A 20,603-nucleotide genomic window follows, 5' to 3' on the forward strand; every position below is an offset into this window, starting at 1 on the left:
GATGAAATTCCGCTTTGCCGCTGCTGCCATGGCCACGACCCTGTTCGTGGGCATGGTCTCCGCCCAGACCCCCCTGCCGACCCCGGCCCCGGCACCCGCTCCTGCCGCCGCCGCGCCGACCGCCGTCGCCACGCCGCCGGCGCCCAAGCCCAGCGTGTCCAAGGCCTGGGTGCTGATGGATTACGCCACCGGCCAGGTGCTGGCCGGCGAGAACATCCATGAACCGCTGGCCCCGGCCAGCATCACCAAGGTGATGACCTCGTATGTGGTTGCCGCCGAAGTGAAGAACGGCAAGGTCCGTACCGACGACCAGGTGATGATGAGCGAGCGCGCCTGGCGCGAAGGTGGCGCCGGCACCGACGGCAGCTACAGCGGCTTCCCGGTCAACCAGACCGCGCGTCTGGAAGACATGGAAAAGGGCATGGCGATCCAGTCGGGCAACGACGCCGCCATCGCACTGGCCGAACACGTGGCCGGCAGCGAAGAAGCGTTCGCCTCGCTGATGAACAGCTACGCCGCCAGGATCGGCATGAAGGACTCGCACTTCGTCAACGCCCACGGCCTGAGCGCCGAAGGCCACCGCACCACCGCCTACGACCTGGCGCTGCTGGGTCGTGCGTTCGTGCGGGACTACCCGGAAACCTACGCCTACAACAAGGTGAAGGAATTCACCGTGGGCAACATCACCCAGCCCAACCGCAACCTGCTGCTGTGGCGCGACCAGAGCGTGGACGGCATCAAGACCGGCCACACCTCCGAAGCGGGCTACTGCCTGATGAGCTCGGCCCAGCGCGGCGACCAGCGCCTGATCGCCGTGGTGCTGGGCGGTGCTTCTGAAAAGCAGCGTGCCGATGACAGCCTGGCGCTGCTCAACTGGGGCTTCCGCTTCTTCGAAACCCACCGCATGTACGAGCCGGGCAAGGCCGTGGCCGAACACAAGGTGTGGAAGGGCAAGGCCGATACGCTGCAGCTGGGCGTGGCCCAGCCGCTGCTGGTGAGCGTGCCGCGCGGCCGCTACAACGACCTCAAGCCGAGCATCGATGTGCCCAAGACCCTGGAAGCGCCGTTCACTGCGGGCCAGCAGGTCGGCACGCTGAAGGTCACGCTGGATGGCAAGGTGGTGGCGCAGGCCCCGCTGGTGGCGGTGGCTGCAGTGGAAGAAGCCGGCTTCTTCAAGCGCCTGTGGGACAGCTTCTGGATGTGGTGGGAATCGGAATAACGGTTCCTTCCGTATTCAATGAAAAAAAGACCGGCTCGCGCCGGTCTTTTTTTTTGTCGCGCAATGGGTCCGTAACGGTTCCTTGCTCTTGGTTGATTGATCCCGATCCGGGGACGTTACGTAACAATTCGTAGCCCCGGCCGTTGGCCGGACACCGCGCGCAGCGCGGCCCAAGCGTCCGGAGCCGGCGAACCGCGGCTCCGATACTCCGTCCGACGTTTAGACGATCCGAAGCCGGCGGTAGCGCCGGCCGTTGGCCGGCTGCTTTTCGATCCGGCGTCATGAAGGCCGGACGCGCGGCTTCGGAACGTGTAAACGCCGGGGTGGTGGCCACGACCATCGAGTGACCGGCTTCGGACACTTGGGCCGCGCTGCGCGCGGTGTCCGGCCAACGGCCGGGGCTACGAATTCATGCGTGCCCATTGGGATCAGGATCAATCAACCATGAGCCCGTAACCGTTACGGGCCCGTGGGGATTCTGGTGGTTTACAACGACCGGCTGATCGTGAAGGACCCATAGATCGGCGACTGGTCCTGCAGGTCGAACTCGCGGGTGCTGTGGTAGCGGGCGAGGGCGAACTTCCAGCGGTTGTACATCACCGCCAGGCCGTAACCGCCTTGGGCGACCCAGTTGCGCTTGTCCACGCTGTGGCTGTTGCGGAAGGTGTTGCCGTCCAGGGTGATGTCCCGGATCACCCAGGCAGCATCGGTGGTCGCGAACAGGTGGAACGACCACCCGGTGGGCTTGCCGCCGCGGGTAGGCGCGGTGTTTTCGCCGGCCGGGCGCAGCGGCGTGCTGCCGAAATCGTCGGGCAGCTTCCAGCCAAAGCGGACTTCGCCACCGGCATTGAAGTGGGTGGCGAGGTTGCCGACCGCGCCACCGTAGTGGCTGATCGCATCCCACCCCCAGCCGGCCAGGTTGTCCTCGGCGTCGCCCCACCGGTGCATGCGCTCATGGGTCAGCATGAAGACCGGCTCGTTGCGCAGCTGGTTGTCCCAACCCTGGAATTTCTCGTCGCCCAGCGCGTCATGCACGGCGTCCTGCACTTCCTTGCCCAATGCCCACGGCCCGACCACGCCCAGCGCCAGCTGGGTGGTCTGCAGCCGGTCGCCGCGGCGGGCGTTGTAGCCGAAGCTGCCGATCAACACGCCGGCATACGGCCGATCATCCTCGATCAGGTCTTTGCGGGTGAAGTCGGTGGGGGTGAAGATGCCCTGGGCCAGGCTGAAGATCATGTTCTGCTGCTCGAACTCGCCGGGGGCCAGGCGTTCGAGGTGACGGTTGACCCAGCGCGCCAGGCGCGGCAGGCAGGGATCGTCGGTGTAGTCGACCAGGTTGGGGGAGACGAACGTGATCTGTGCCCCGTTGGTGTAGCCCTGGTCCTGGTCGGCGCCGCCGAAAAGATCGTTGTCGACGCGGAAATTGATCTGCGGCGGGTGCTCGCGCATGGCGTCGGGCCCGCATTGTTCGGCTGCCTGTACCGCAGGCGCGGCGGCTGCAAGGGCGCCGGCAAGTGCGGCCGGCAACGCGTATCGCTTCAAAAACATGGGGTTCCCGCTGATGGTCTTGATCATTTTCAGGCAGCAGCAGGGTAGTCAGGGCGTGGTGCCATGACCAGCACCGCGCGCGCACTGGTGCGTCTTGTTCGTGAAGGCCGATCTTCACGTACTGTTCGGCGCAGCTGTGGGCACGATCATGCCCCGCTTGGGTTCAGGCGCATCCGTCCCCATAATCGCGGACATGGAAATCAAGTCTGACAATCCCGAACACGGCTTCCAGTTCCCCGGTGAGTTCGAGCTCAGCGCCATGGGCGCGGCGAACATCGGCCTGGAGCATCAACTTCCGCAACTTCTGCAGGCTGCCGGCATCCAGGTGCTCACCGAGCGCATCACCTGGCGGACCTCATCCAACAACAGGTACGTGTCCGTGAAGCTGGTCTTAAGGGCCGAGAGCCGTGAGCAGCTGGACCTCGCCCACGAGGCGCTGCGCGGCCACCCGGAAGTAAAGTGGACGCTGTAACCCGCGGCGATTCGACCGCCGCCCCGGGCCAGCGCCCGGCGCAGCCGGCCATCGTGCGCGACCTGGGCCGCCAGCCCTACGCGCCGGTCTGGCATGCAATGCAGCGTTTCACTGACGCGCGTACCGACACCACCCCCGACGAGCTGTGGGTGGTCGAGCACGATCCGGTGTTCACCCTGGGCCAGGCCGGCAAGGACGAGCACGTGTTGGCGCCGGGCGACATTCCCGTGCTGCATGTGGATCGCGGCGGCCAGGTGACCTACCACGGGCCGGGCCAGATCGTGGTCTACCCGCTGCTGCAGCTGCGGCGGCTGGGGATCGGGGTGCGCGATTACGTGTGCCGGATCGAACAGGCGATCATCGACACGCTGGACGAATGGAATATCGGCGCTGAACGGCTGGACGGCGCGCCGGGGGTGTACGTGGGCGGGGCCAAGGTGGCCGCGCTGGGCATCCGGGTCCGCCGCGGCTGCACTTTCCATGGTCTGGCCTTCAATGTGGCGATGGATCTGGAGCCGTTCCACCGCATCAATCCCTGTGGCTACCAAGGGCTGCAGGTAACCTCGGTGGTAGACTTGGGGGGACCGTCCGGCATGGCGGCCGTCAAGCCGGTACTGCTGGGCCATCTGGCCCGCCAGTTCGGCCTGGACCTCCAGCCTGCCACGGACCTGCCCGATCTTACTGACGCGGCCTGAGTGCCGCCGACCAAGGCCATGACTGAAACCACCGCTCGCATCATTCCCCTGCAGATCGTGCAGGGCGACACGCCGTCCGCCGCGCCGTTGCAGGCCGGGGTCAAACAGCTGGGCGGTGACAAGATCGGCCGCTCGCCGGTGCAGTTCGCCGATGCGCCGGTACTGCGCAAGCCGTCGTGGATCCGGGTCCGGATTCCGTCGGGCAACGCGGTGCAGACGCTGAAGGCCAAGCTGCGCGAAAACCGCCTGGTGACGGTCTGCGAGGAAGCCAGCTGCCCCAACATCCATGAGTGCTTCAGCCACGGCACCGCCACCTTCATGATTCTGGGCGAGGTCTGCACCCGGCGCTGCTCGTTCTGCGATGTGGCCCACGGGCGACCGAAGCCGCCGGACGCGGGTGAGCCGGCCAGCCTGGCGCAGACCGTGGCGGACATGGGCCTGAAGTACGTGGTGGTGACCAGCGTGGACCGCGATGACCTGCGCGACGGCGGTGCCCAGCACTTTGCCGACTGCATCGGCGCGATCCGGGCCAAATCGCCGAACACGCGCATCGAGGTGCTCACCCCGGACTTCCGCGGCAAGGGCCGCATGGAGCGGGCGCTGGACATCCTGGCCACCAACCCGCCGGATGTGTTCAACCACAACATCGAGACGGTGCCGGACCTGTACCGCAACGTGCGGCCGGGTGCGGATTACCAGTGGTCGTTGACGCTGCTGAAGAACTTCAAGGCCCAGCACCCGTCGATCGCCACCAAGTCGGGCATCATGCTGGGCCTGGGCGAGGACATGGACCAGGTGCGCGCGACCATGCGCGACCTGCGCGCGCACGACGTGGACATGATCACCATCGGCCAGTACCTGCAGCCGACCGCACACCACCACCCGGTGCTGCGCTACTGGACGCCCGAGGAATACAAGGAACTGGAGGTCTACGGTTACGAGCTGGGCTTCAGCCACGTGGCCTCCGGCCCCATGGTGCGTTCTTCGTACCACGCCGACGTCCAGGCAAAGGGCGCTGGCGTCGCCTGAGCCCTGGTTCTTCTCCGGTCTGATTGGAGCGCGCGCTCCGGTCAGACGCGGCTGCCGGTGAATCGAGCGCCGGGTCGCCATACCCTTTCCGGCGAATGTCCCCCGGCGTCGGCCTGCGGCCGACACCTCCTCCTTTAATTCGCCTCCAAGGGTATGGCGACCCGGCACTCGACCCACCGGCGTTGGCCCCCTGGCTCTTGCTCTTCCAGTGCGAACCGCAAGCCGAGCCCCGTCGCGGCCGGCAGGCTCCTGGCAAAGTAAAGGAGGAGGCCGTCGCCGCAGGGCGACCGCCGGGGGACATTTGCACAGGGGCCTGCCGGCCGCGGCGGGGCCCTCAACGCTCGCGATGGACCTGATCGAAGATCATCAAGCTGCTCCGGCCTGAATGCCTGCCGACCGCCAAATGGTCCAGGCCGCCGCGCGGTTCAGCCCGTAAACCCCATTTCCCGCGGCAATTCCGCGTCATTCACAATTTGATACAGCCCCGCGTTTAGGCTGGAAATCCGCGTTCTGTCGCGGCGGATGACAAACCCCGCAACTTTCGGCACTGTCGTGTGGTCAGATCCGCACGCAGTCTCCCCGTTGGCAAGGTGCCATGAGCAAGTCGATGAAATTCAAAGCCCCCGCATTCCTGATGGCCCTGGCGCTGACCGCGCCGCTGGCACTGGCTGCCTACGCCGATTCGCCGGCCCTGCCGTCGGCGGCCACGGCCGACCAGGTGACCACCTCCAAGCTGGTGTACGGGCTGCTGTCGGACAGCCGCTATGCGTATCGCCCGCGCGCGCTGGATGCGGCCACTTCCAAGGACGTGTTCAAGCGGTACCTGGAATCGCTGGACGGCAGCAAGCAGTTCTTCACCCAGGCGGACATCACGAAGTTCGCGCCGTTCGAGGCCAACATCTCCTCCGCGATCCGCGGTGGCGAGCTGGAGCCGGCGTTCCAGGTGTTTGCCGTATACAAGCAGCGCGTGGGCGAGCGGGTGGGTTACGCGCGCAAGCTGCTCAAGCAGGATTTCGATTTCAGCAGCGATGAGCGCTTCGAGTACGACCGCAAGGACGTGCCGTGGGCGGCCAGCAGCGCCGAGCTCGATGACCTGTGGCGCAAGTCGGTCAAGAACGATTGGCTGCGCCTGAAGCTGGCCGGCAAGCAGCCGGCGGACATCCGCAAGACGCTGGACAAGCGTTACGCGCAGCTGGAGAAGTCGGTCAACGAATTGAAGGGTGAGGACGTGTTCCAGTTCTTCCTCAATTCCTACACCAGTGCGGTGGATCCGCACACCGATTACTTCACCCCGCGCACGGCCGAGAATTTCAACCAGGCCATGTCGCTGTCGCTGGAAGGTATCGGCGCACAGCTGCAGCGCCAGGACGACATGGTGGTGATCCGTGAGGTCATCGCCGGTGGTCCGGCGGCGGTCAACGGCACGCTCAAGCCGGGCGACCGCATCGTGGGCGTCGGCCAGGGCAAGTCGGGCCCGGTTGAAGATGTCATCGGCTGGCGTATCGATGACGTGGTCGCCAAGATCCGTGGCAAGAAAGATACGCAGGTGCGGCTGGAGTTCATTCCGGCAGAGGAAGGCGTGGATGGCAAGCCGCACATGCTGGTGCTGACCCGGCAGAAGGTGCGCCTGGCCGAACAGGCCGCCAAGGGCGAAACGCTCACCATCCCGGCCAGGGATGGGGCGCCGGAGCGCAGGGTCGGCGTGATCAAGCTGCCCACGTTCTACCAGGACTTCGAAGGCCGTCGCCGCAACGCAACCGATTACGCCTCGGCCACGCGCGATGTGGCCAAGCTGCTGGCCGGCTTCAAGACCGACAAGCTCGATGGCGTGGTGCTGGACCTGCGCAACAACGGCGGCGGTTCGCTGGATGAGGCGATCGAGCTCACCGGTCTGTTCATCGAACAGGGCCCGGTGGTCCAGGTGCGCGAATCCGGTGGCCGGGTCACGGTCAACAACGACCGCAGCGAAGCAGTGGCATGGGACGGCCCGCTGGCCGTGCTGATCAACCGCGGTTCGGCGTCGGCCTCGGAGATCTTCGCCGGTGCCATCCAGGATTACGGTCGCGGGCTGGTGATCGGTGAAACCACCTTCGGCAAGGGCACGGTGCAGAACATCGTGGACCTGGACCGTTGGCCGAGCGGCGAAGCGCAGCGCTTCGGCCAGGTCAAGCTGACCATCGCGCAGTTCTTCCGCGTCAGCGGCAGCAGCACCCAGCACAAAGGCGTGGTGCCCGACCTGGCCTTCCCGGCCAGCGTGGATGCCACCGAGTACGGTGAAAGCACCTACGACAATGCCCTGCCGTGGACCCGCATCGCCGCCGTGCCGCACACCCAGTACGGCAACTTCGGCCCGCTGCTGCCCAAGCTGGAAACCCTGCATGCCTCGCGCATCGCCTCGGACAAGGAGTTCCAGTGGTGGAATGAGGATGTGGAGCAGTTCCGCACCGAAGCGGCCAAGAAGTACATCTCGCTCAACGAGGGCGAACGCCGTGCCGAACGCGAGCGCCAGGAAACCCAGCGCAAGCAGCGCCAGGCCATCCGCAAGGAACTGGGCCTGGACCTGGACCCGCTGGCCGATGACAGCAACGACGATGGCCTGACCGGCAACGAGCGCGACATCGTCAAGGACGCCGCCCGCGAGAAGGCCGCCGAGAAGCGCCCGGACCCGCTGCTGCGCGAATCGGCCGCGATCCTGGCCGATGCGGTGAACCTGCTGGCCGAAGACCGCCCGCTGTCGGCACAGGTGCTGCCGCAGTCGACCGCGGCAGGCCGCTGGGCCGATTGATCGGGTCGTGACCGCGTGAACCAGGCGAAAACGAAGGGCCGGCGGAAACGCTGGCCCTTTCCTATTTAGACCCTACGCATACGCCGCTCGGCTTATGCTGGGGTGATCCCATCCTGCAGGAGCGCCCATGCGGTCTTCCCATGCATTGGCAGCCAGCGTGCTGGCCGTAACCCTGAGCGCCTGTGGCGGCCACGCGGCCAACAGTACGCTGCTGCGCGAATCCTTCGATTCGGGCGACATGTACTCGCGCACCGTCCCGGGCACCCCGGCCCAGGCCTGCGAGGCGGCGCGGCGCACGTTGCTCAGCCAGGGCTACGCGATCATCCGTGCCGATCCGGATGCGGTGGAGGGAAACAAGAACTTCCAGCCGCGCGAGGACGCGCATGAGCAGTTGGTGCTGCGCATCTCCTGTGCGTCGCGCGGCGACGAGGCCTTGGTGTTCATCAGTGCGGTGCAGGACCGCTATGCGTTGAAGAAGAGTCCTACCTCGGCCAGCGTCGGCGTGGGTGCGCTGGGTTCGGTGTCGCTGCCGTTCGGCAGCAACGACGATTCGCTGGTGAAGGTGGCCAGCAGCACCGTGCAGGATGGCGACTTCTACCGCCGCTTCTTCACTCGCCTGCAGCAGTACCTGCCAGCGGCGAAAGCCAGCACGCCCGTGCCGGCGCCCGAGCCGGTTCCGCCGGCCCCGGCGCCGCCGGCCACGCCTGTTCCCGAGCCTGCGCAGGCGCCAGCTCCAGCACCGTCCGCCACACCGCCGCCACCTCCGATTCCGGCTGCCGATACACCAAGCGCCACGCACTGAGCGGACGCGCAGCATGCCGCGCAGGGGCCGCCATCCAACGCCCAGCCCGCGCGCTGCGGGCCTGCTGCTGGCCCTGATGCTGGGACTGCTTCCGGCGGCCGAGGGCCGGGCCGACGCAGGCGGCTGCGTGCAATCGCTGCTTGAGCGCCTCGGCTGGCGGCAGCTGGACGCCGACATCGCCGTGCCGCGCGTGCACGGTGGTCCCGTCTGCGAACGTGCCGACCTGCGCCAGGCGCAGGCCGCCGGCGATCTGCGCGTGCAGCTGCCACGCACGTGGCCCGCCGCGCAGCGCGAGCGCTTCCTGCACACACTGTTGGACGATCCGGCGACCGTGTGCGCCTACGCCTTTGAACTGGGCAAGGCCACCCGTCGCGCCACCACGCGCCTGCAGGACAACCCCGGTTACCGTTTCTCGGCGCTGCAGCTGGGCTGGATCAGCTTCGGTCCCGGGGGTGCGCGTGCGCAGGGTTGGGAGAGCTTCCGCAGCTTTGGCCGCGGCTACCAGCCGCACGGACCCAACAGCGTGGCCCTGCAGGCGTTCTATGACGGCCGGGTGCGCAGCGAGTGCGGTGTCGGCAGGCAGGTAGCGCAGCTGGCCACCCAGCGCGAGCTGTACGGCGATGCGGCGTTCGATACGGCGTTCACCCCGGGCGAACTGTCGATCGGTACCTTCCTGACCCTGCACGACACCGACAGCATCCTGCTGGGGCATCGCGCGGGCGAATTCCTTGCCGACGGCAAGGCCGTGCGGACCTCGCAGCGCGGGCGCCAGGCCTTCGTCGGCGCGCCGGGTTTCATCGAACACGTTTTCGATCCGGTATACCTGGACGACAGCAACAACCAGGCCGAAAACTTCGTCATCGTCGATGTGAGTGCGGCGGCGGCCGACGCGCTGCGCGCGCACGAGGGCTTTGCTTATTACGACCGCATCAACCGTCGCATCTGGGAAGTGGCTGGGCGCATGCCGGGGCCCGGGCTACGTCGCTTCGAGCGGCTGCTGGCCGAGCGCGACCCGGTGCTGCGCGCCGGGTTGCCGGCCGACCAGCAGCCGCTGCTGGCTGAACTGGACGCGCTGTTGGACGATCCGTTCTACCGGGAGTTCGTGATTTATGTGCACCCACGCGGTATACGTCCGGTGGGCTATCACATCGCACGCCTGCTCGACCGCAATCCGCGCACGCCGTTCGCGTTCGAGCTGGGCCTGCACAACCTGCATACCACGCTGTACCACCGCTGGATCCAGTCGCAACTCCAGCAGTGCACGGCAGCGTCGACATATTCGCAACCCGAGCAAAGGTGAGTCATGGACATCGCAATGATTGGACTGGGGCGCATGGGCGCCAACATGGCCGAACGGCTGCACCGCGGCGGCCACCGCGTGATCGGCGTGGACCCCGGTGACGCGGCCCGCGCCAGCGCTGCCGAGCGCGGCTTCGAGGTGAGCGCATCGGTGGCCGAGGCGCTGGCGAAGCTGTCGGTGCCGCGCGTGGTGTGGCTGATGGTTCCGGCCGGTGAGGTGGTCGACCAGACCCTGGCTTCGTTGTCGCCGCACCTGTCCGAGGGCGACGTGGTGATCGACGGCGGCAACTCGTACTACAAGGATTCGATGCGCCGCGCCGCGCAACTGCTCGAAGAAGGCGTGACCTACCTCGACTGCGGCACCAGCGGTGGCGTGTGGGGCCTGCAGGAAGGCTACAGCCTGATGATTGGTGGCGATGCCGCGGCGTCCGAACGCGTCGGCGCAATCTTCCGCGCCCTGGCACCGGCCGAGGACCGTGGCTGGGCGCACGTGGGGCCCAGCGGTGCAGGGCACTTCTGCAAGATGGTCCACAACGGCATCGAGTACGGAATGATGCAGGCCTACGCCGAAGGATTCGCGTTGATGCAGCGCAAGACCGAGTTCGAGCTTGACCTCGGCCAGGTGGCGGCTGCCTGGCAACACGGCAGCGTGGTGCGTTCGTGGCTGCTGGACCTGAGCGCCGACGCGTTGAACCGCAACCCGCAGCTGGACGGTATCGCGCCGTTCGTACCCGACTCCGGCGAAGGACGCTGGACCGTGGCAGAGGCCATCGACCTGGACGTGTCCGCGCCGGTGATCACCTTGTCGCTGCTGGAGCGGCTGCGCTCACGCGAGAAGAATTCCTTCAGCGACCGCATGCTGTCGGCGCTGCGCAACCAGTTCGGCGGGCACGCGATGGTGAAGGAGTAAAGGGCCACCGCTGCTGGCTACCGCAGGTCCACGCGCCGGCCGCTGTCGGCGCTTTTGTGCCCCGCTTCCAGCAGATGCATCACCTGCAGCGCCTGCCCGGTGCTGACCGGCGCTTCGCCTTCGCCCCGCATCGCATCGCGGAACGCGGCGTAGAAGCGGCGGTAATCGCCTACGGCGTTGTCCACGCTGTGGCGATGCACCTGGCCATCGGCATCGACCTGCACGAGTTGCCCATGTTGCGGATCCAGGCCCCAGCCCGGTGCGCCCGGCGCGATGCCCTGGCGCAACTGGTCTTCCTGCACATCCAGGCCTTCTTTCAGATAACTGCCCTGGCTGCCGTGCACCGCAAACCGCGGCGCCGGCGCCGCCACCAGCGAACCGGCATGCACGATCGCGCGCAGCCCGGGATAATGCAGTACCGCATGGAAGTAGTCGTCGCTGCGCGCGCCCTCGCGTTGCGCGGCAATGTCGGCGCTGATCGCCTCGGGCCAGCCGAACAGCTGCAGCATCTGGTCCAGCAGGTGGGGGCCCAGGTCCATCCACAGCCCGCTGCCCGGCGCATCGCTCTCACGCCAGCGGTCGCGTACCTGGGGGCGGAACCGGTCGAAATGCGAGTGTATTTCCGCAATGCGTCCGAGCGTGCCCGCTTCCAGCAGGCCACACAGGCTGAGAAAGTCGGCATCGTAACGCCGGTTGTGGAACACGCTCACCACGCGTTCGGCCTCGCGCGCGGCATCGACCACAGCCACCGCTTCGGCGCTGCTCAACGCAAATGGTTTATCGACCAGAACATGCTTGCCCGCGCGCAGCGCGGCCAGCGCCAACGGTGCATGCTGCTCGTTGGGCGTGGCGATCACCACCGCATCCACTGCAGGATCGGCCAACAAGGACTCCACCTCGTCATGGATATGCACATCGGTGAAGCTGCGCAGCAGCCGGTCGCGCTGCGAACTCACGATGCCGTGCAATTTCAACCCGGGCGTGTGCTGGATCAACGGCGCATGGAACACGCTGCCGGCCAACCCGTATCCGATCAAACCCACCTGCGTGATCGTCGTCATGCGTTCCACCTGCTGCGTTGTCGCGTCCAGGAATAATTGCAGATGATGCACTGCGGAAACCTGAATCGTTATGGCTGAACCTGAGCGGTTCACGGTGACGTGATCTGGCAGCGACGTGCTGTGTACGTGCCGGCATCGACACTGGCTGCACACACCAGGAGATACCGCACATGACCAACACTACCCGTAATCTGCTTGCTGCTTCGCTCGCTGTCGGCATGCTGCTTGGTACCTCGGCGGCGATGGCCCAGGATCCGCCGAAGACCACCGACCATCCCATGACCCATGCCGACAAGCATGAATCGACCGAGCCGGTATCCGACACCTGGATCACCGCCAAGGTGAAGGGTGATCTGGTTACCAGCAAGGCCGTTTCCGGCACCGACGTGAAGGTGGAAACGGTCAATGGCGTTGTATCGCTGTCCGGCACCGTGGCCACCCAGGCCGAGCACGACAATGCTATCAAGAAGGCCAAGGCCATCAAGGGCGTCAAGAGCGTCGATGCCGGTGCCTTGACGGTCTCCACGGCCGCTGCCAAGCGCTGATCGGCGACGTCGCGACAGACACCCGGGGTGCGCCGTCAGGCGCGCCCTTTTTCATCCCGTGCGATCCGTGTCCGCTCGTATCCCGCATTCACGTTGGTGTGGAGTATATTCAGGACTTCGCCCCCGCAAGGCGTCGCTCCCGGATCGGGGGTAGGGCCGGCGGGGAGGGGGAACATGCGAGCTGACGAGGGTCTATGGCGCTGGTTTTCAGTGATGAACTCTGGGACCGCTGGCGGTTGCCGGCCCTCGGGCTGGCGGCTGTCGCCATCATCGTGGTGCCATGGCTGACGCTGCGCAAACTCTCCGAGGAGAATCTCGACGCGATGCGCTGGGTCACCCACACCCAGGACGTCGGCGTGGCCGTGTACCAGCTGCAGGCCGATGTGCGTGACGTCGAATCGGCGGCGCTGACCCTGTCCAAGGGCATTGATGCCCCGGGCCTGCGCGAGCGGCTTGACCAGGCCAGCTACATTCCGCAGCGGCTGGCCCGGCTCACCGAGCTGACCCGCGACAGCCCCGAACAGCTGGTTCGCATCGGCCGCATCCAGTCCCTGCTGGACCGGCGCATGGAGCTGGCCCGCGAGCTGGCACGCTCCAGGCCCGACGACGACCAGCGCCAACTGGTGCAGGACCTGACCACCCGCTATCCGATCCGCGGCCTGATCGAGGAACTGCAGGGCCGCGAGGAAGCGCTGCTGGCCCAGCGTTCGGCGGTGTTCGCCCAGCAGCAGCGCCAGAGCGAGCTGGTCTCGTGGACCGCGCTGGTCGTCCAGCTGCTGCTGCTTGGCCTGGTGCTGTGGCTGTTGCATCGGCAGATACTGCACCGCGCCACCGCCGAACGTGCCACGCGGCGTGCCTCGGCACGTGCGGCATCGGTGCTGCATACCGTGCGGGAGCCGATCGTGCTGCTTGACCGCGAACTGAAGGTGCAGCTGCACAACCCGGCGTTCTCGGAGTTGTATGGACTGCACGATGACGCGTCCACCGACGGCCGTGCCCTGGAAACGCTGGGCGATGGCGCCTGGAGCGATCCGGCGGTGCGCCAGCGGCTGATGGACGTGCTGCTGCGTGGCCGCGAACTGTGGGACTTCGAACACGAACAGCGCACCGACGACGACCAGGTGCGTACCATGCTGATCAATGCCCGACGCATGCCGCTGCCGGACCGCGATGACGAAGTGGTGCTGATGACGGTCAGCGATGTCACCGTGCAGCGCGCCGTGCAGCAGCGCGTGGAAGAACTGAACCGCCAGCTGGAAGGCAAGGTGGAGCAGGTGTCGGAAGTCAACCGTGAGCTGGAAGCCTTCAGCTATTCGGTGTCGCATGACCTGCGCGCGCCGCTGCGCCACGTGGCCGGTTTCTCGGACAAGCTGGCGCGGCACCTGGGCGATGGCGCGGACGAGAAGTCGCAGCACTACCTGGACGTGATCGCCGACTCGGCCCGGCGCATGGCCGCGTTGATCGATGACCTGCTGGTGTACTCGCGGCTCGGTCGCGCCGCGATGCGCCTGCAGGCGGTGGACATGCAATCGGTGGTGGCCGACACCCGCGCACTGCTGGATGCCAACGTACGGAGCGATGTCGAACATACCGGGGTGTCGCGGCGCATCGAATGGAAGATCGCCGCGCTGCCGATCCTCGTGTCGGACGCCAACATGATGCGGCAGCTGTGGTTGAACCTGCTCGGCAACGCGGTGAAGTACTCGGCCAAGGTCGATCCGGCCCGTATCGAGGTGGAGTACGAGCGGCAGCCCGATGGCAGCCACCTGTTCAGCGTGCGCGACAACGGCGCCGGTTTCGACATGGCGTACGCCGACAAACTGTTCGGCGTGTTCCAGCGGCTGCACAAAGCCAGCGATTACCCCGGTACCGGTATCGGCCTGGCCAGCGTGCGTCGGGTGCTCACCCGCCACGGCGGCCGTATCTGGGCCGAATCGGCGGTGGACCAGGGCGCCACCTTCCACATCCTGCTTCCTTCCTCCCTCGACGCACTCAGCAAAGGACCTGTCGCATGACCGCTCTCCGTACCATCCTGCTTGCCGAGGACAGCCCCGCCGATGCCGAGATGGCGGTCGACGCCCTGAAGGAAGCGCGCCTGGCCAACCCCATCGTGCATGTCGAAGATGGCGTGGAGGCGATGGACTATCTGTTGCGCCGCGGTGCCTTCGCCAACCGCGAGGAGGGCCTGCCGGCGGTGCTGCTGCTGGACATCAAGATGCCGCGCATGGACGGGCTTGAAGTGCTGCGGTCCATTCGCGAAACCGAGGAACTCAAGCGCTTGCCGGTGGTGATCCTGTCGTCCTCGCGCGAAGAAAGCGACCTGGCCCGCAGTTGGGACCTGGGGGTGAATGCGTATGTGGTCAAGCCGGTGGATGTGGACCAGTTCTTCGGTGCCGTGCAGACCCTCGGCAGATTCTGGGCGGTGATCAACCAGGCCCCGGAGGTCGAGTAGCCCATGCCGCTCACCGGCCCCTCGCTGGGACACCTGCGCATCCTGCTGGTGGAGGACTCGTCCGAAGATGCCGAGCTGATGTGCGGGCAGATGCTCGACGCCGGGCTCGAGGCCAGCTTTGAACGGGTGGAAACCGCCGCTGAACTGCGCGATGCGCTGCTGCGCTTTGCACCGGACATCGTGCTGTCGGACCTGGCCATGCCCGGGTTTTCCGGCAACCTGGCGCTGGAGATCGTGCGCGGCTGGCACCCGGACGTACCCTTCATCTTCGTGTCGGGCACGATCGGCGAAGAGAACGCCGTGGCCGCACTGCACCAGGGTGCCAACGACTACATCATCAAGCACCAGCCGGCGCGGCTGCCCTCGGCGGTGGAGCGGGCGGTACGCGAGGCGCGCGGCACGATCGATCGCCAGCGGGTGGAAGCCGAGCTCATGCGCGCGCAGCGACTGGAAAGCCTGTCGCTGCTGGCCGCTGGGCTCAGCCACGATCTGCGCAACATCCTGCAGCCGCTGTTGATCATGCCGGAGCTGCTCAAGGCCCGTACCGACGACCCCCAGCTGCACCACCTGGCCGATGTCATCGCCGAATGCGGCCGGCGCGGCCACGAGATGGCCGAATCGATGCTGTCGTTCGTGCGCGGCTCGCGCAGCCCGAGCGAACGGATCCGGATCGCCCATCTGTTCGAGGCGATGGAACTGCTGTTGCGCAGCACCCTGCCATCCCAGGTCAGCCTGCACCTGGACGTGGACGATCCCGCTCTGGCAGTGGATGCCAACTACACCGAGCTGCAGCAGGTGCTGTTGAACCTGGCGCTCAATGCGATCCAGGCCATGCCCAACGGTGGCCGCCTGACCCTGCGTGCGGTGGCCGACGCCGATGCGCACGGGCAGGACTGGCTGCGCATCTCAGTGTCCGACGAGGGCGTGGGCATGAGCCCGGAGGTGCTGGCGCACCTGTTCAATCCCTTCTTCACCACCAAGGCCAACGGCACCGGCCTGGGCCTGATGTCGTGCAAGCGCATCATCGAAGGTGCGCGTGGCAGCATCCAGGTGGACAGCACGCCGGGCGTGGGCAGCCGCTTCGACCTGCGCCTGCCGATGCGCGAGGAGCCCACCGACGATGCGCCGCAGGAACAGCCGGTGGCGCCAGGTACCGGTCAATCGATCCTCGTGGTCGACGGCGAAGCAACCCGTTTGTCGCTGCTGGGCAACGCCCTGTCCAGCCAGGGCTACCACCTGCAGCTGGCTTCCGATGGCGGCGCCGCGCTGCGCTGGATGCAGCAGGAAGCGATGCCGGCGCTGGTGATCGCAGATGCCGGCGCCAAGCTGCTCTCGGCCAGCCACCTGCTTGATGAGATGGCCGCGCTGGGCTACCGCGGGCCGGCGCTGGTACTGGAAGAGGCAGAAGTCGCGGTGCCGCTGGAAACCTTCCCCGACGGTGTCGAGGTGCACGTGCTGCGCAAGCCGCTGGAAATGCAGCAGGTGTTCCGCTCGGTGGCCGAGGCGTTGGCGGGGGGGGAGGTGGCCAGCCTACCCGGTTTCCCAAGGGAAACCGGGTAGGCTCGCTACCGCCTGCTCCAATCGCCGCGACCAGTTGCCGTGGATTTCGGCGTAGAGCGGGCTGTCGCCGGCCAGGCGCATGCGGTGGCTGATGCGCAGGTCGCCGCTGCGCAGCAGCACCAGGTCCACTGGCAGGCCGACGGAGAGGTTGGAGCGGATCGTCGAATCCAGCGACACGACCGCCGTACGCGCCGCATCGTCCAGACGGGTCTGCGGGCGGATGATGCGGTCCAGGATGGGCTTGCCGTACTTGGATTCGCCGATCTGCAGGAACGGCGTCTCCGGCGAAGCGGCAATGGCGTTGCCCAGCGGGTAGATCATGTACAGCCCCGGGTGCTCGCCGCCGACCTGTCCGCCCAGGATCAGGGTCGCCTGGGTGTTGACCCCGTCATGGCCGTGCTCGGGGTGGATGCACTTGACCTGGCTGTCCACCAGCACCCGGCCTACGTACTCGGCCACCTCGAAGAGATGGCGATAGGCGCGCAGGTTCTCCGGCCGCTGCTCCTCCACGTCGCGGTGCAGCCGCGAGATCAGCAGCTGGGTGGTGGCCAGGTTGCCGGCGGCCATGATCACGAAGACGGCCTGGCCCGGAAACTCGAACTCGTGCAGCTTGCGGTGCACGCGTACGTCGTCCAGCGACGCGTTGGTACGGGTATCGGCGGCGAAGACCAGGCCTTCATCCACCGCAATGCCGACGCAATAGGTCATGTCGGTGTCCTATGATGTGCACCCCGATTCTATGCGGTGGCCCTGTTGGCCCCGTGTGGATTCGCCCCAAGTACGCTGAATACCATGACCACTGTGCTCCTGAGCCTGGGCAGCAACCTGCAACCGCAACAGCATCTTCACGCTGCGGTGGCCGCGCTGCGCGGGCGTTTCGGCGATATCCGGGTGTCCCCGGCGTACCGCACCGCCGCCGTTGGCTTCGAGGGCCCGGCCTTTCTCAACAACGCGGTGGCGATCGAGACCGACGAGCCACTGGAGGCGCTGGACCAGTGGCTGCACGCCCTGGAAGACGCCCATGGCCGCGACCGCAGCGGGCCGCGCTTCAGCGACCGCACCCTGGACATCGATGTGGTGTTCTATGGCGACCTGATCGTGGAAGGGCCTGGGCACCTGCGGATTCCCCGACCTGAGCTGAAGCATGCCTTCGTGCTGAAGCCGTTGGCGGATATCGCGCCGGCGTTCGTCGACCCGGTCAGCGGGTTGGACCTGGCGACGTTGTGGCGGGCGCACCGGCAACATGACGACGCATTCGAGGTCGTCGAACTGGGGTAAACCGTGGGGCCCATGGTTGGTTAATCCCGATCTCCGGACGTTACGTAACAATTCGTAGCCCCGGCCGTTGGCCGGACACCGCGCGCAGCGCGGCCCAAGTGTCCGGAGACTGGTATACGGTCGGTTGCGGCCGTGCGCCCGGGTGTGCAACCAGAACGAAATCGTATATCAGAGGTCATGAACGCCTGACGCGCGGCTTCGGAACGTGTAAACGCCGGGGTGTTGGCCACAACCATCGAGTGACCGGCTCCGGACGCTTGGGCCGCGCTGCGCGCGGTGTCCGGCCAACGTTATGCCCGCCGTCCTGGCGGGCACCCTTCGGGCCATCGCTGTGCGATGTTGAGAACGGCTCCTGCCGTTCTCTTCGGGGCTACGAACCGTTACGGGCCCATTGGGATCCGGATCAATCAACCCGGGGCTTCGGATGCATGGCGGCGAGGTCCCGGTAGCGCCGGCCGTTGGCCGGCCCTGGCATCACGTCAACATCCGCCCGCCATCCACCCGCAGGGTGTGCCCGGTCACGAACGGGGCGTCGTTGACCAGCCAGTACACCGCCTCGGCGATCTCCTCCACCGTGCCGGTGCGGCCCAGCGGGGTGCGCGCCAGCAGCGCCTGCCGGGCATAGTCGTCCTTGCCCTGTTCGGGCCACAGGATCGCGCCGGGCGCCACCGCATTGACCCGCACCTTGGGCGCCAGTTCCAGCGCCAGCGAGCGGGTGATCATTTCCAGCGCGGCCTTGGCCGCAGCGTAGACCGGGTGGTCGCGCATGGGCTGGGTGCCGTGCAGGTCGGTGAGGTTGACGATGCAGCCCTGGTGCCGGCGCAGCTGCGGCGCTGCCGCCTGGGCCAGCAGCAGCGGGGCGCGGGCGTTCACCGCGAACAGGTCGTCCCACTGTTCGGCGGTGATCTGGCCGAGCAGGGTGGGGTAGAAGTTGGAGGCGTTGTTGACCAGCGCGTCCAGCCGGCCGAACTGGGCCACGGTCTGTTCGACCAGGTCGGGCAGGGCCTCGGCATCGCGCAGGTCGGCCTGCAGGGCCAGCACGCTGCCGGGGCGCAGCATGTCCAGGTCGAAGGCCATCTGCTGCAGCTCGGCGGTGGAGGTGTGCGCATGCAGCACCACCGACCAGCCGCACCCGTGGAACTGGCGGGCAATGGCCGCGCCGATCCGGCGCGCGCTGCCGGTGATCAGCACGACGGGTGTGGTGGCGGTCATCGGGGCTCCTTCCTGCTCGGCTATGCTGTGCATTGTCACCGCAATTGCCCGCACCATGCATTCTTCCCTGCCCACGCCCGATGCCGACGCCCTGGCCCACAGCGACGAACTGGCTGCCGCCCTGCGCGCGGAAATCCTCGCCAATGGCGGCGCCATGCCGTTCGCCCGGTTCATGGAGCTGAGCCTGTATGCGCCGGGGTGGGGCTACTACAGTGCCGGTGCCAGCAAGTTCGGTGCCGCCGGCGATTTCACCACCGCGCCGGAACTGGGCCCGCTGTTCACTGCGACACTGGCCAACGCCATCGCCCCGGTAATGCAGCAGCTTGGCCCGCAGGCGCGGTTCCTGGAGCTGGGCGGCGGCAGCGGCGCGTTCGCCGAGATCCTGCTCAAGCGCATGCTGGAACTGGATGCGCTGCCTGAGCGCTACGCGATCCTGGAACCCAGCGCGGACCTGCGCGAGCGCCAGCGCGAGCGCCTGGAGAAGGCGCTGGTTCCACCGCTGTTTGCTTTGGTGGAATGGCTGGACGGCCCGTTCGACGACGACTGGGACGGCGTGGTGTTTGCCAACGAGGTGATCGACGCATTGCCGACCCCGCGCTTCCTCGCGCGCGACGGCATGATCTACGAGGAAACCGTGGAGCTGGATGCCGACGGGCGGTTCATGCGCGGGGCGCAGCCGGCCGATGCCATGCTGACCTCGGCGGTGCGGCACCTGGAACGCTACCGTGAAAAGCCATTTGCCGATGGTTACCGTTCCGAGCTGCTGCCACACCTGCCGTACTGGATCCAGGCGGTGGCCGGGGGCCTGAAGCGCGGCGCGATGCTGTTCGTCGATTACGGCTACCCGCGCAACGAGTACTACCGCGACGACCGCGACGATGGCACCGTGCGGGCGTTCTACCGCCACCATGTACACAACGACGTATTCCTGTGGCCGGGCCTGCAGGACCTGACCGCGTCGGTGGATTTCACCGCGCTGGCCGAGGCCGGCACGCATGCCGGGTTCGAGCTGGCCGGCTACTGCACCCAGTCCAGTTTCCTGCTGGGCAACGGCCTGGATGGGTTGCTGGCGCTGGCCGAAGCGCGCGCCGACGAGATCGGCAAGATGCGCCTGCGCGACCAGGTCAAGAAGCTCACCCTTCCCAGTGAAATGGGCGAACGCTTCCAGGTGATGGGCTTCCAGCGCGAGGTGGATTTCGACGCGGCGTTCCTGCTCGGCGACCTGACCTGGCGGCTCTGAGATGACGGCGGCAGGGATGTTGAAGCCGTTGCGCTTCCCGCGGGTGTGGCTGGGGCTGTGGTGGCTGGCGATCATCGCCACGATCGTGGTCTGCCTGATGCCACCGCCGCCGCTGGCGCTGCCGCAGAACAGCGACAAGGTCGAGCATTTCCTGGCGTATTTCCTGCTGGCCTCGGCGGCGGTGCAGATCTACCGCACACGTGCTGCGCTGCTATGGGCCGGTGCCGGGTTGGTAGCGTTGGGCGTGGGCATTGAGTTCCTGCAGGGCGCGCTGACCACCACGCGCATGGCCGACCCGATGGATGCGCTGGCCAACAGCATTGGCGTAGTGGCCGGCATGGCCATCGCGCTGACGCCATTGCGCGATCTGTTGCTGCGCCTGCGCGGGTGATCGGCCACGGATTGCCCACGGCGGTAGAGTCGGTTCCCGAACGACTGCCGATACCGGCTGGGACCCCGGTAACGCATTGCAATCAACGGCAACGGCGTTTGCTCC

At 66.9% G+C, this 20,603-nt stretch carries 19 protein-coding genes; 15 read left to right on the forward strand and 4 right to left on the reverse strand.

The genetic code is table 11. The features are described 5' to 3' along the window. Nucleotide 1: 1 nt before the first annotated feature. The gene (locus WIX41_RS11990) at nt 2-1,219 is read left to right on the forward strand and encodes a D-alanyl-D-alanine carboxypeptidase family protein (RefSeq protein ID WP_339447816.1); all 1,218 of its coding nucleotides are present in this window, start codon (nt 2-4) and stop codon (nt 1,217-1,219) included. Between the two features lie 486 nt (nt 1,220-1,705). On the opposite strand, the gene WIX41_RS11995 is transcribed toward WIX41_RS11990, so the two are convergent. After that, nucleotides 1,706-2,767, reverse strand: a complete 1,062-nt coding sequence (locus WIX41_RS11995; RefSeq protein WP_339447818.1) for a lipid A deacylase LpxR family protein — start codon at nt 2,765-2,767, stop codon at nt 1,706-1,708. A gap of 193 nt (nt 2,768-2,960) precedes the next feature. On the opposite strand from WIX41_RS11995, the gene WIX41_RS12000 reads away from it, so the two are divergent. The 7 genes from WIX41_RS12000 (at nt 2,961) to gnd (ending at nt 10,759) form a co-directional block, all read left to right on the forward strand. Then, the gene (locus WIX41_RS12000; RefSeq protein WP_339447820.1) at nt 2,961-3,239 is read left to right on the forward strand and encodes a DUF493 family protein; all 279 of its coding nucleotides are present in this window, start codon (nt 2,961-2,963) and stop codon (nt 3,237-3,239) included. Next, the gene (gene lipB / locus WIX41_RS12005) at nt 3,227-3,934 is read left to right on the forward strand and encodes a lipoyl(octanoyl) transferase LipB (RefSeq protein ID WP_409187381.1); all 708 of its coding nucleotides are present in this window, start codon (nt 3,227-3,229) and stop codon (nt 3,932-3,934) included. Before WIX41_RS12000 ends, lipB begins: the two co-directional genes overlap by 13 nt. An 18-nt stretch (nt 3,935-3,952) precedes the next feature. After that, the gene (gene lipA, locus WIX41_RS12010; RefSeq protein WP_339447822.1) at nt 3,953-4,963 is read left to right on the forward strand and encodes a lipoyl synthase; all 1,011 of its coding nucleotides are present in this window, start codon (nt 3,953-3,955) and stop codon (nt 4,961-4,963) included. Between the two features lie 607 nt (nt 4,964-5,570). Further along, nucleotides 5,571-7,748, forward strand: a complete 2,178-nt coding sequence (locus WIX41_RS12015; RefSeq protein ID WP_339447824.1) for a carboxy terminal-processing peptidase — start codon at nt 5,571-5,573, stop codon at nt 7,746-7,748. A gap of 127 nt (nt 7,749-7,875) precedes the next feature. After that, complete coding sequence (locus WIX41_RS12020) at nt 7,876-8,550, forward strand: DUF2242 domain-containing protein (RefSeq protein ID WP_339447825.1); 675 nt, start codon at nt 7,876-7,878, stop codon at nt 8,548-8,550. A gap of 13 nt (nt 8,551-8,563) precedes the next feature. Beyond that, nucleotides 8,564-9,850, forward strand: a complete 1,287-nt coding sequence (locus WIX41_RS12025; protein WP_339447827.1) for a hypothetical protein — start codon at nt 8,564-8,566, stop codon at nt 9,848-9,850. A 3-nt stretch (nt 9,851-9,853) separates the two neighbouring features. Further along, nucleotides 9,854-10,759, forward strand: coding sequence for a phosphogluconate dehydrogenase (NAD(+)-dependent, decarboxylating) (gene gnd, locus WIX41_RS12030; protein ID WP_339447829.1), 906 nt, complete (start codon nt 9,854-9,856; stop codon nt 10,757-10,759). 17 nt (nt 10,760-10,776) lie between these two features. On the opposite strand, the gene WIX41_RS12035 is transcribed toward gnd, so the two are convergent. Further along, the gene (locus WIX41_RS12035; RefSeq protein ID WP_339447831.1) at nt 10,777-11,820 is read right to left on the reverse strand and encodes an oxidoreductase; all 1,044 of its coding nucleotides are present in this window, start codon (nt 11,818-11,820) and stop codon (nt 10,777-10,779) included. A 161-nt stretch (nt 11,821-11,981) separates the two neighbouring features. Between WIX41_RS12035 and WIX41_RS12040 the strand changes: the two genes are divergently transcribed. The 4 genes from WIX41_RS12040 to WIX41_RS12055 all read left to right on the forward strand — a co-directional run bounded on the left by WIX41_RS12040 (nt 11,982) and on the right by WIX41_RS12055 (nt 16,377). Further along, the gene (locus WIX41_RS12040) at nt 11,982-12,365 is read left to right on the forward strand and encodes a BON domain-containing protein (protein WP_409187492.1); all 384 of its coding nucleotides are present in this window, start codon (nt 11,982-11,984) and stop codon (nt 12,363-12,365) included. A 194-nt stretch (nt 12,366-12,559) separates the two neighbouring features. Then, nucleotides 12,560-14,380, forward strand: a complete 1,821-nt coding sequence (locus WIX41_RS12045) for a sensor histidine kinase (RefSeq protein WP_339447835.1) — start codon at nt 12,560-12,562, stop codon at nt 14,378-14,380. Further along, on the forward strand, nt 14,377-14,817 hold the full coding sequence (locus WIX41_RS12050; protein WP_339447837.1) for a response regulator: 441 nt from the start codon (nt 14,377-14,379) through the stop codon (nt 14,815-14,817). Before WIX41_RS12045 ends, WIX41_RS12050 begins: the two co-directional genes overlap by 4 nt. A 3-nt stretch (nt 14,818-14,820) precedes the next feature. Then, nucleotides 14,821-16,377: an ATP-binding response regulator gene (locus tag WIX41_RS12055; RefSeq protein WP_339447839.1), complete on the forward strand. Its 1,557-nt coding sequence runs from the start codon at nt 14,821-14,823 to the stop codon at nt 16,375-16,377. Here the strand turns inward: WIX41_RS12055 and WIX41_RS12060 are convergent. Then, on the reverse strand, nt 16,348-17,085 hold the full coding sequence (locus WIX41_RS12060; protein WP_339447841.1) for a peptidase: 738 nt from the start codon (nt 17,083-17,085) through the stop codon (nt 16,348-16,350). The two genes, WIX41_RS12055 and WIX41_RS12060, sit on opposite strands and share 30 nt — an antisense overlap. 84 nt (nt 17,086-17,169) lie before the next feature. Here WIX41_RS12060 and folK point away from each other — a divergent pair, with 84 nt between their 5' ends. Continuing rightward, entirely contained in the window at nt 17,170-17,655 is a 486-nt protein-coding gene (gene folK, locus WIX41_RS12065) for a 2-amino-4-hydroxy-6-hydroxymethyldihydropteridine diphosphokinase (protein ID WP_339447843.1), read from the forward strand. Nucleotides 17,656-18,129: 474 nt separating this feature from the next. Here folK and WIX41_RS12070 read toward each other — a convergent pair whose 3' ends face one another. Then, nucleotides 18,130-18,867, reverse strand: a complete 738-nt coding sequence (locus WIX41_RS12070) for a pteridine reductase (protein WP_339447845.1) — start codon at nt 18,865-18,867, stop codon at nt 18,130-18,132. Nucleotides 18,868-18,922: 55 nt separating this feature from the next. Here WIX41_RS12070 and WIX41_RS12075 point away from each other — a divergent pair, with 55 nt between their 5' ends. Beyond that, complete coding sequence (locus tag WIX41_RS12075) at nt 18,923-20,107, forward strand: class I SAM-dependent methyltransferase (RefSeq protein WP_339447847.1); 1,185 nt, start codon at nt 18,923-18,925, stop codon at nt 20,105-20,107. Nucleotides 20,108-20,123: 16 nt separating this feature from the next. Further along, nucleotides 20,124-20,498, forward strand: a complete 375-nt coding sequence (locus WIX41_RS12080; protein ID WP_339447848.1) for a VanZ family protein — start codon at nt 20,124-20,126, stop codon at nt 20,496-20,498. The last annotated feature ends 105 nt before the right edge of the window (nt 20,499-20,603 follow it).

Origin of the sequence: Stenotrophomonas sp. AB1(2024) (genome assembly GCF_037482345.1) — a bacterium.
Taxonomy (GTDB): Bacteria; Pseudomonadota; Gammaproteobacteria; order Xanthomonadales; family Xanthomonadaceae; genus Stenotrophomonas.

Bases quoted from the DNA above. Each gene is read 5' to 3' on its own strand.
- WIX41_RS12070 (WP_339447845.1), bottom strand. From the start codon at position 18,867: ATGACCGCCACCACACCCGTCGTGCTGATCACCGGCAGCGCGCGCCGG.
- WIX41_RS12015 (WP_339447824.1), top strand. From the start codon at position 5,571: ATGAAATTCAAAGCCCCCGCATTCCTGATGGCCCTGGCGCTGACCGCG.
- WIX41_RS12045 (WP_339447835.1), top strand. From the start codon at position 12,560: ATGGCGCTGGTTTTCAGTGATGAACTCTGGGACCGCTGGCGGTTGCCG.
- WIX41_RS11990 (WP_339447816.1), top strand. From the start codon at position 2: ATGAAATTCCGCTTTGCCGCTGCTGCCATGGCCACGACCCTGTTCGTG.
- WIX41_RS12035 (WP_339447831.1), bottom strand. From the start codon at position 11,820: ATGACGACGATCACGCAGGTGGGTTTGATCGGATACGGGTTGGCCGGC.
- WIX41_RS12025 (WP_339447827.1), top strand. From the start codon at position 8,564: ATGCCGCGCAGGGGCCGCCATCCAACGCCCAGCCCGCGCGCTGCGGGC.
- lipA (WP_339447822.1), top strand. From the start codon at position 3,953: ATGACTGAAACCACCGCTCGCATCATTCCCCTGCAGATCGTGCAGGGC.
- WIX41_RS12075 (WP_339447847.1), top strand. From the start codon at position 18,923: ATGCATTCTTCCCTGCCCACGCCCGATGCCGACGCCCTGGCCCACAGC.
- WIX41_RS12050 (WP_339447837.1), top strand. From the start codon at position 14,377: ATGACCGCTCTCCGTACCATCCTGCTTGCCGAGGACAGCCCCGCCGAT.
- WIX41_RS12060 (WP_339447841.1), bottom strand. From the start codon at position 17,085: ATGACCTATTGCGTCGGCATTGCGGTGGATGAAGGCCTGGTCTTCGCC.
- folK (WP_339447843.1), top strand. From the start codon at position 17,170: ATGACCACTGTGCTCCTGAGCCTGGGCAGCAACCTGCAACCGCAACAG.
- gnd (WP_339447829.1), top strand. From the start codon at position 9,854: ATGGACATCGCAATGATTGGACTGGGGCGCATGGGCGCCAACATGGCC.
- WIX41_RS11995 (WP_339447818.1), bottom strand. From the start codon at position 2,767: ATGTTTTTGAAGCGATACGCGTTGCCGGCCGCACTTGCCGGCGCCCTT.
- WIX41_RS12020 (WP_339447825.1), top strand. From the start codon at position 7,876: ATGCGGTCTTCCCATGCATTGGCAGCCAGCGTGCTGGCCGTAACCCTG.
- WIX41_RS12000 (WP_339447820.1), top strand. From the start codon at position 2,961: ATGGAAATCAAGTCTGACAATCCCGAACACGGCTTCCAGTTCCCCGGT.
- WIX41_RS12055 (WP_339447839.1), top strand. From the start codon at position 14,821: ATGCCGCTCACCGGCCCCTCGCTGGGACACCTGCGCATCCTGCTGGTG.
- WIX41_RS12080 (WP_339447848.1), top strand. From the start codon at position 20,124: ATGTTGAAGCCGTTGCGCTTCCCGCGGGTGTGGCTGGGGCTGTGGTGG.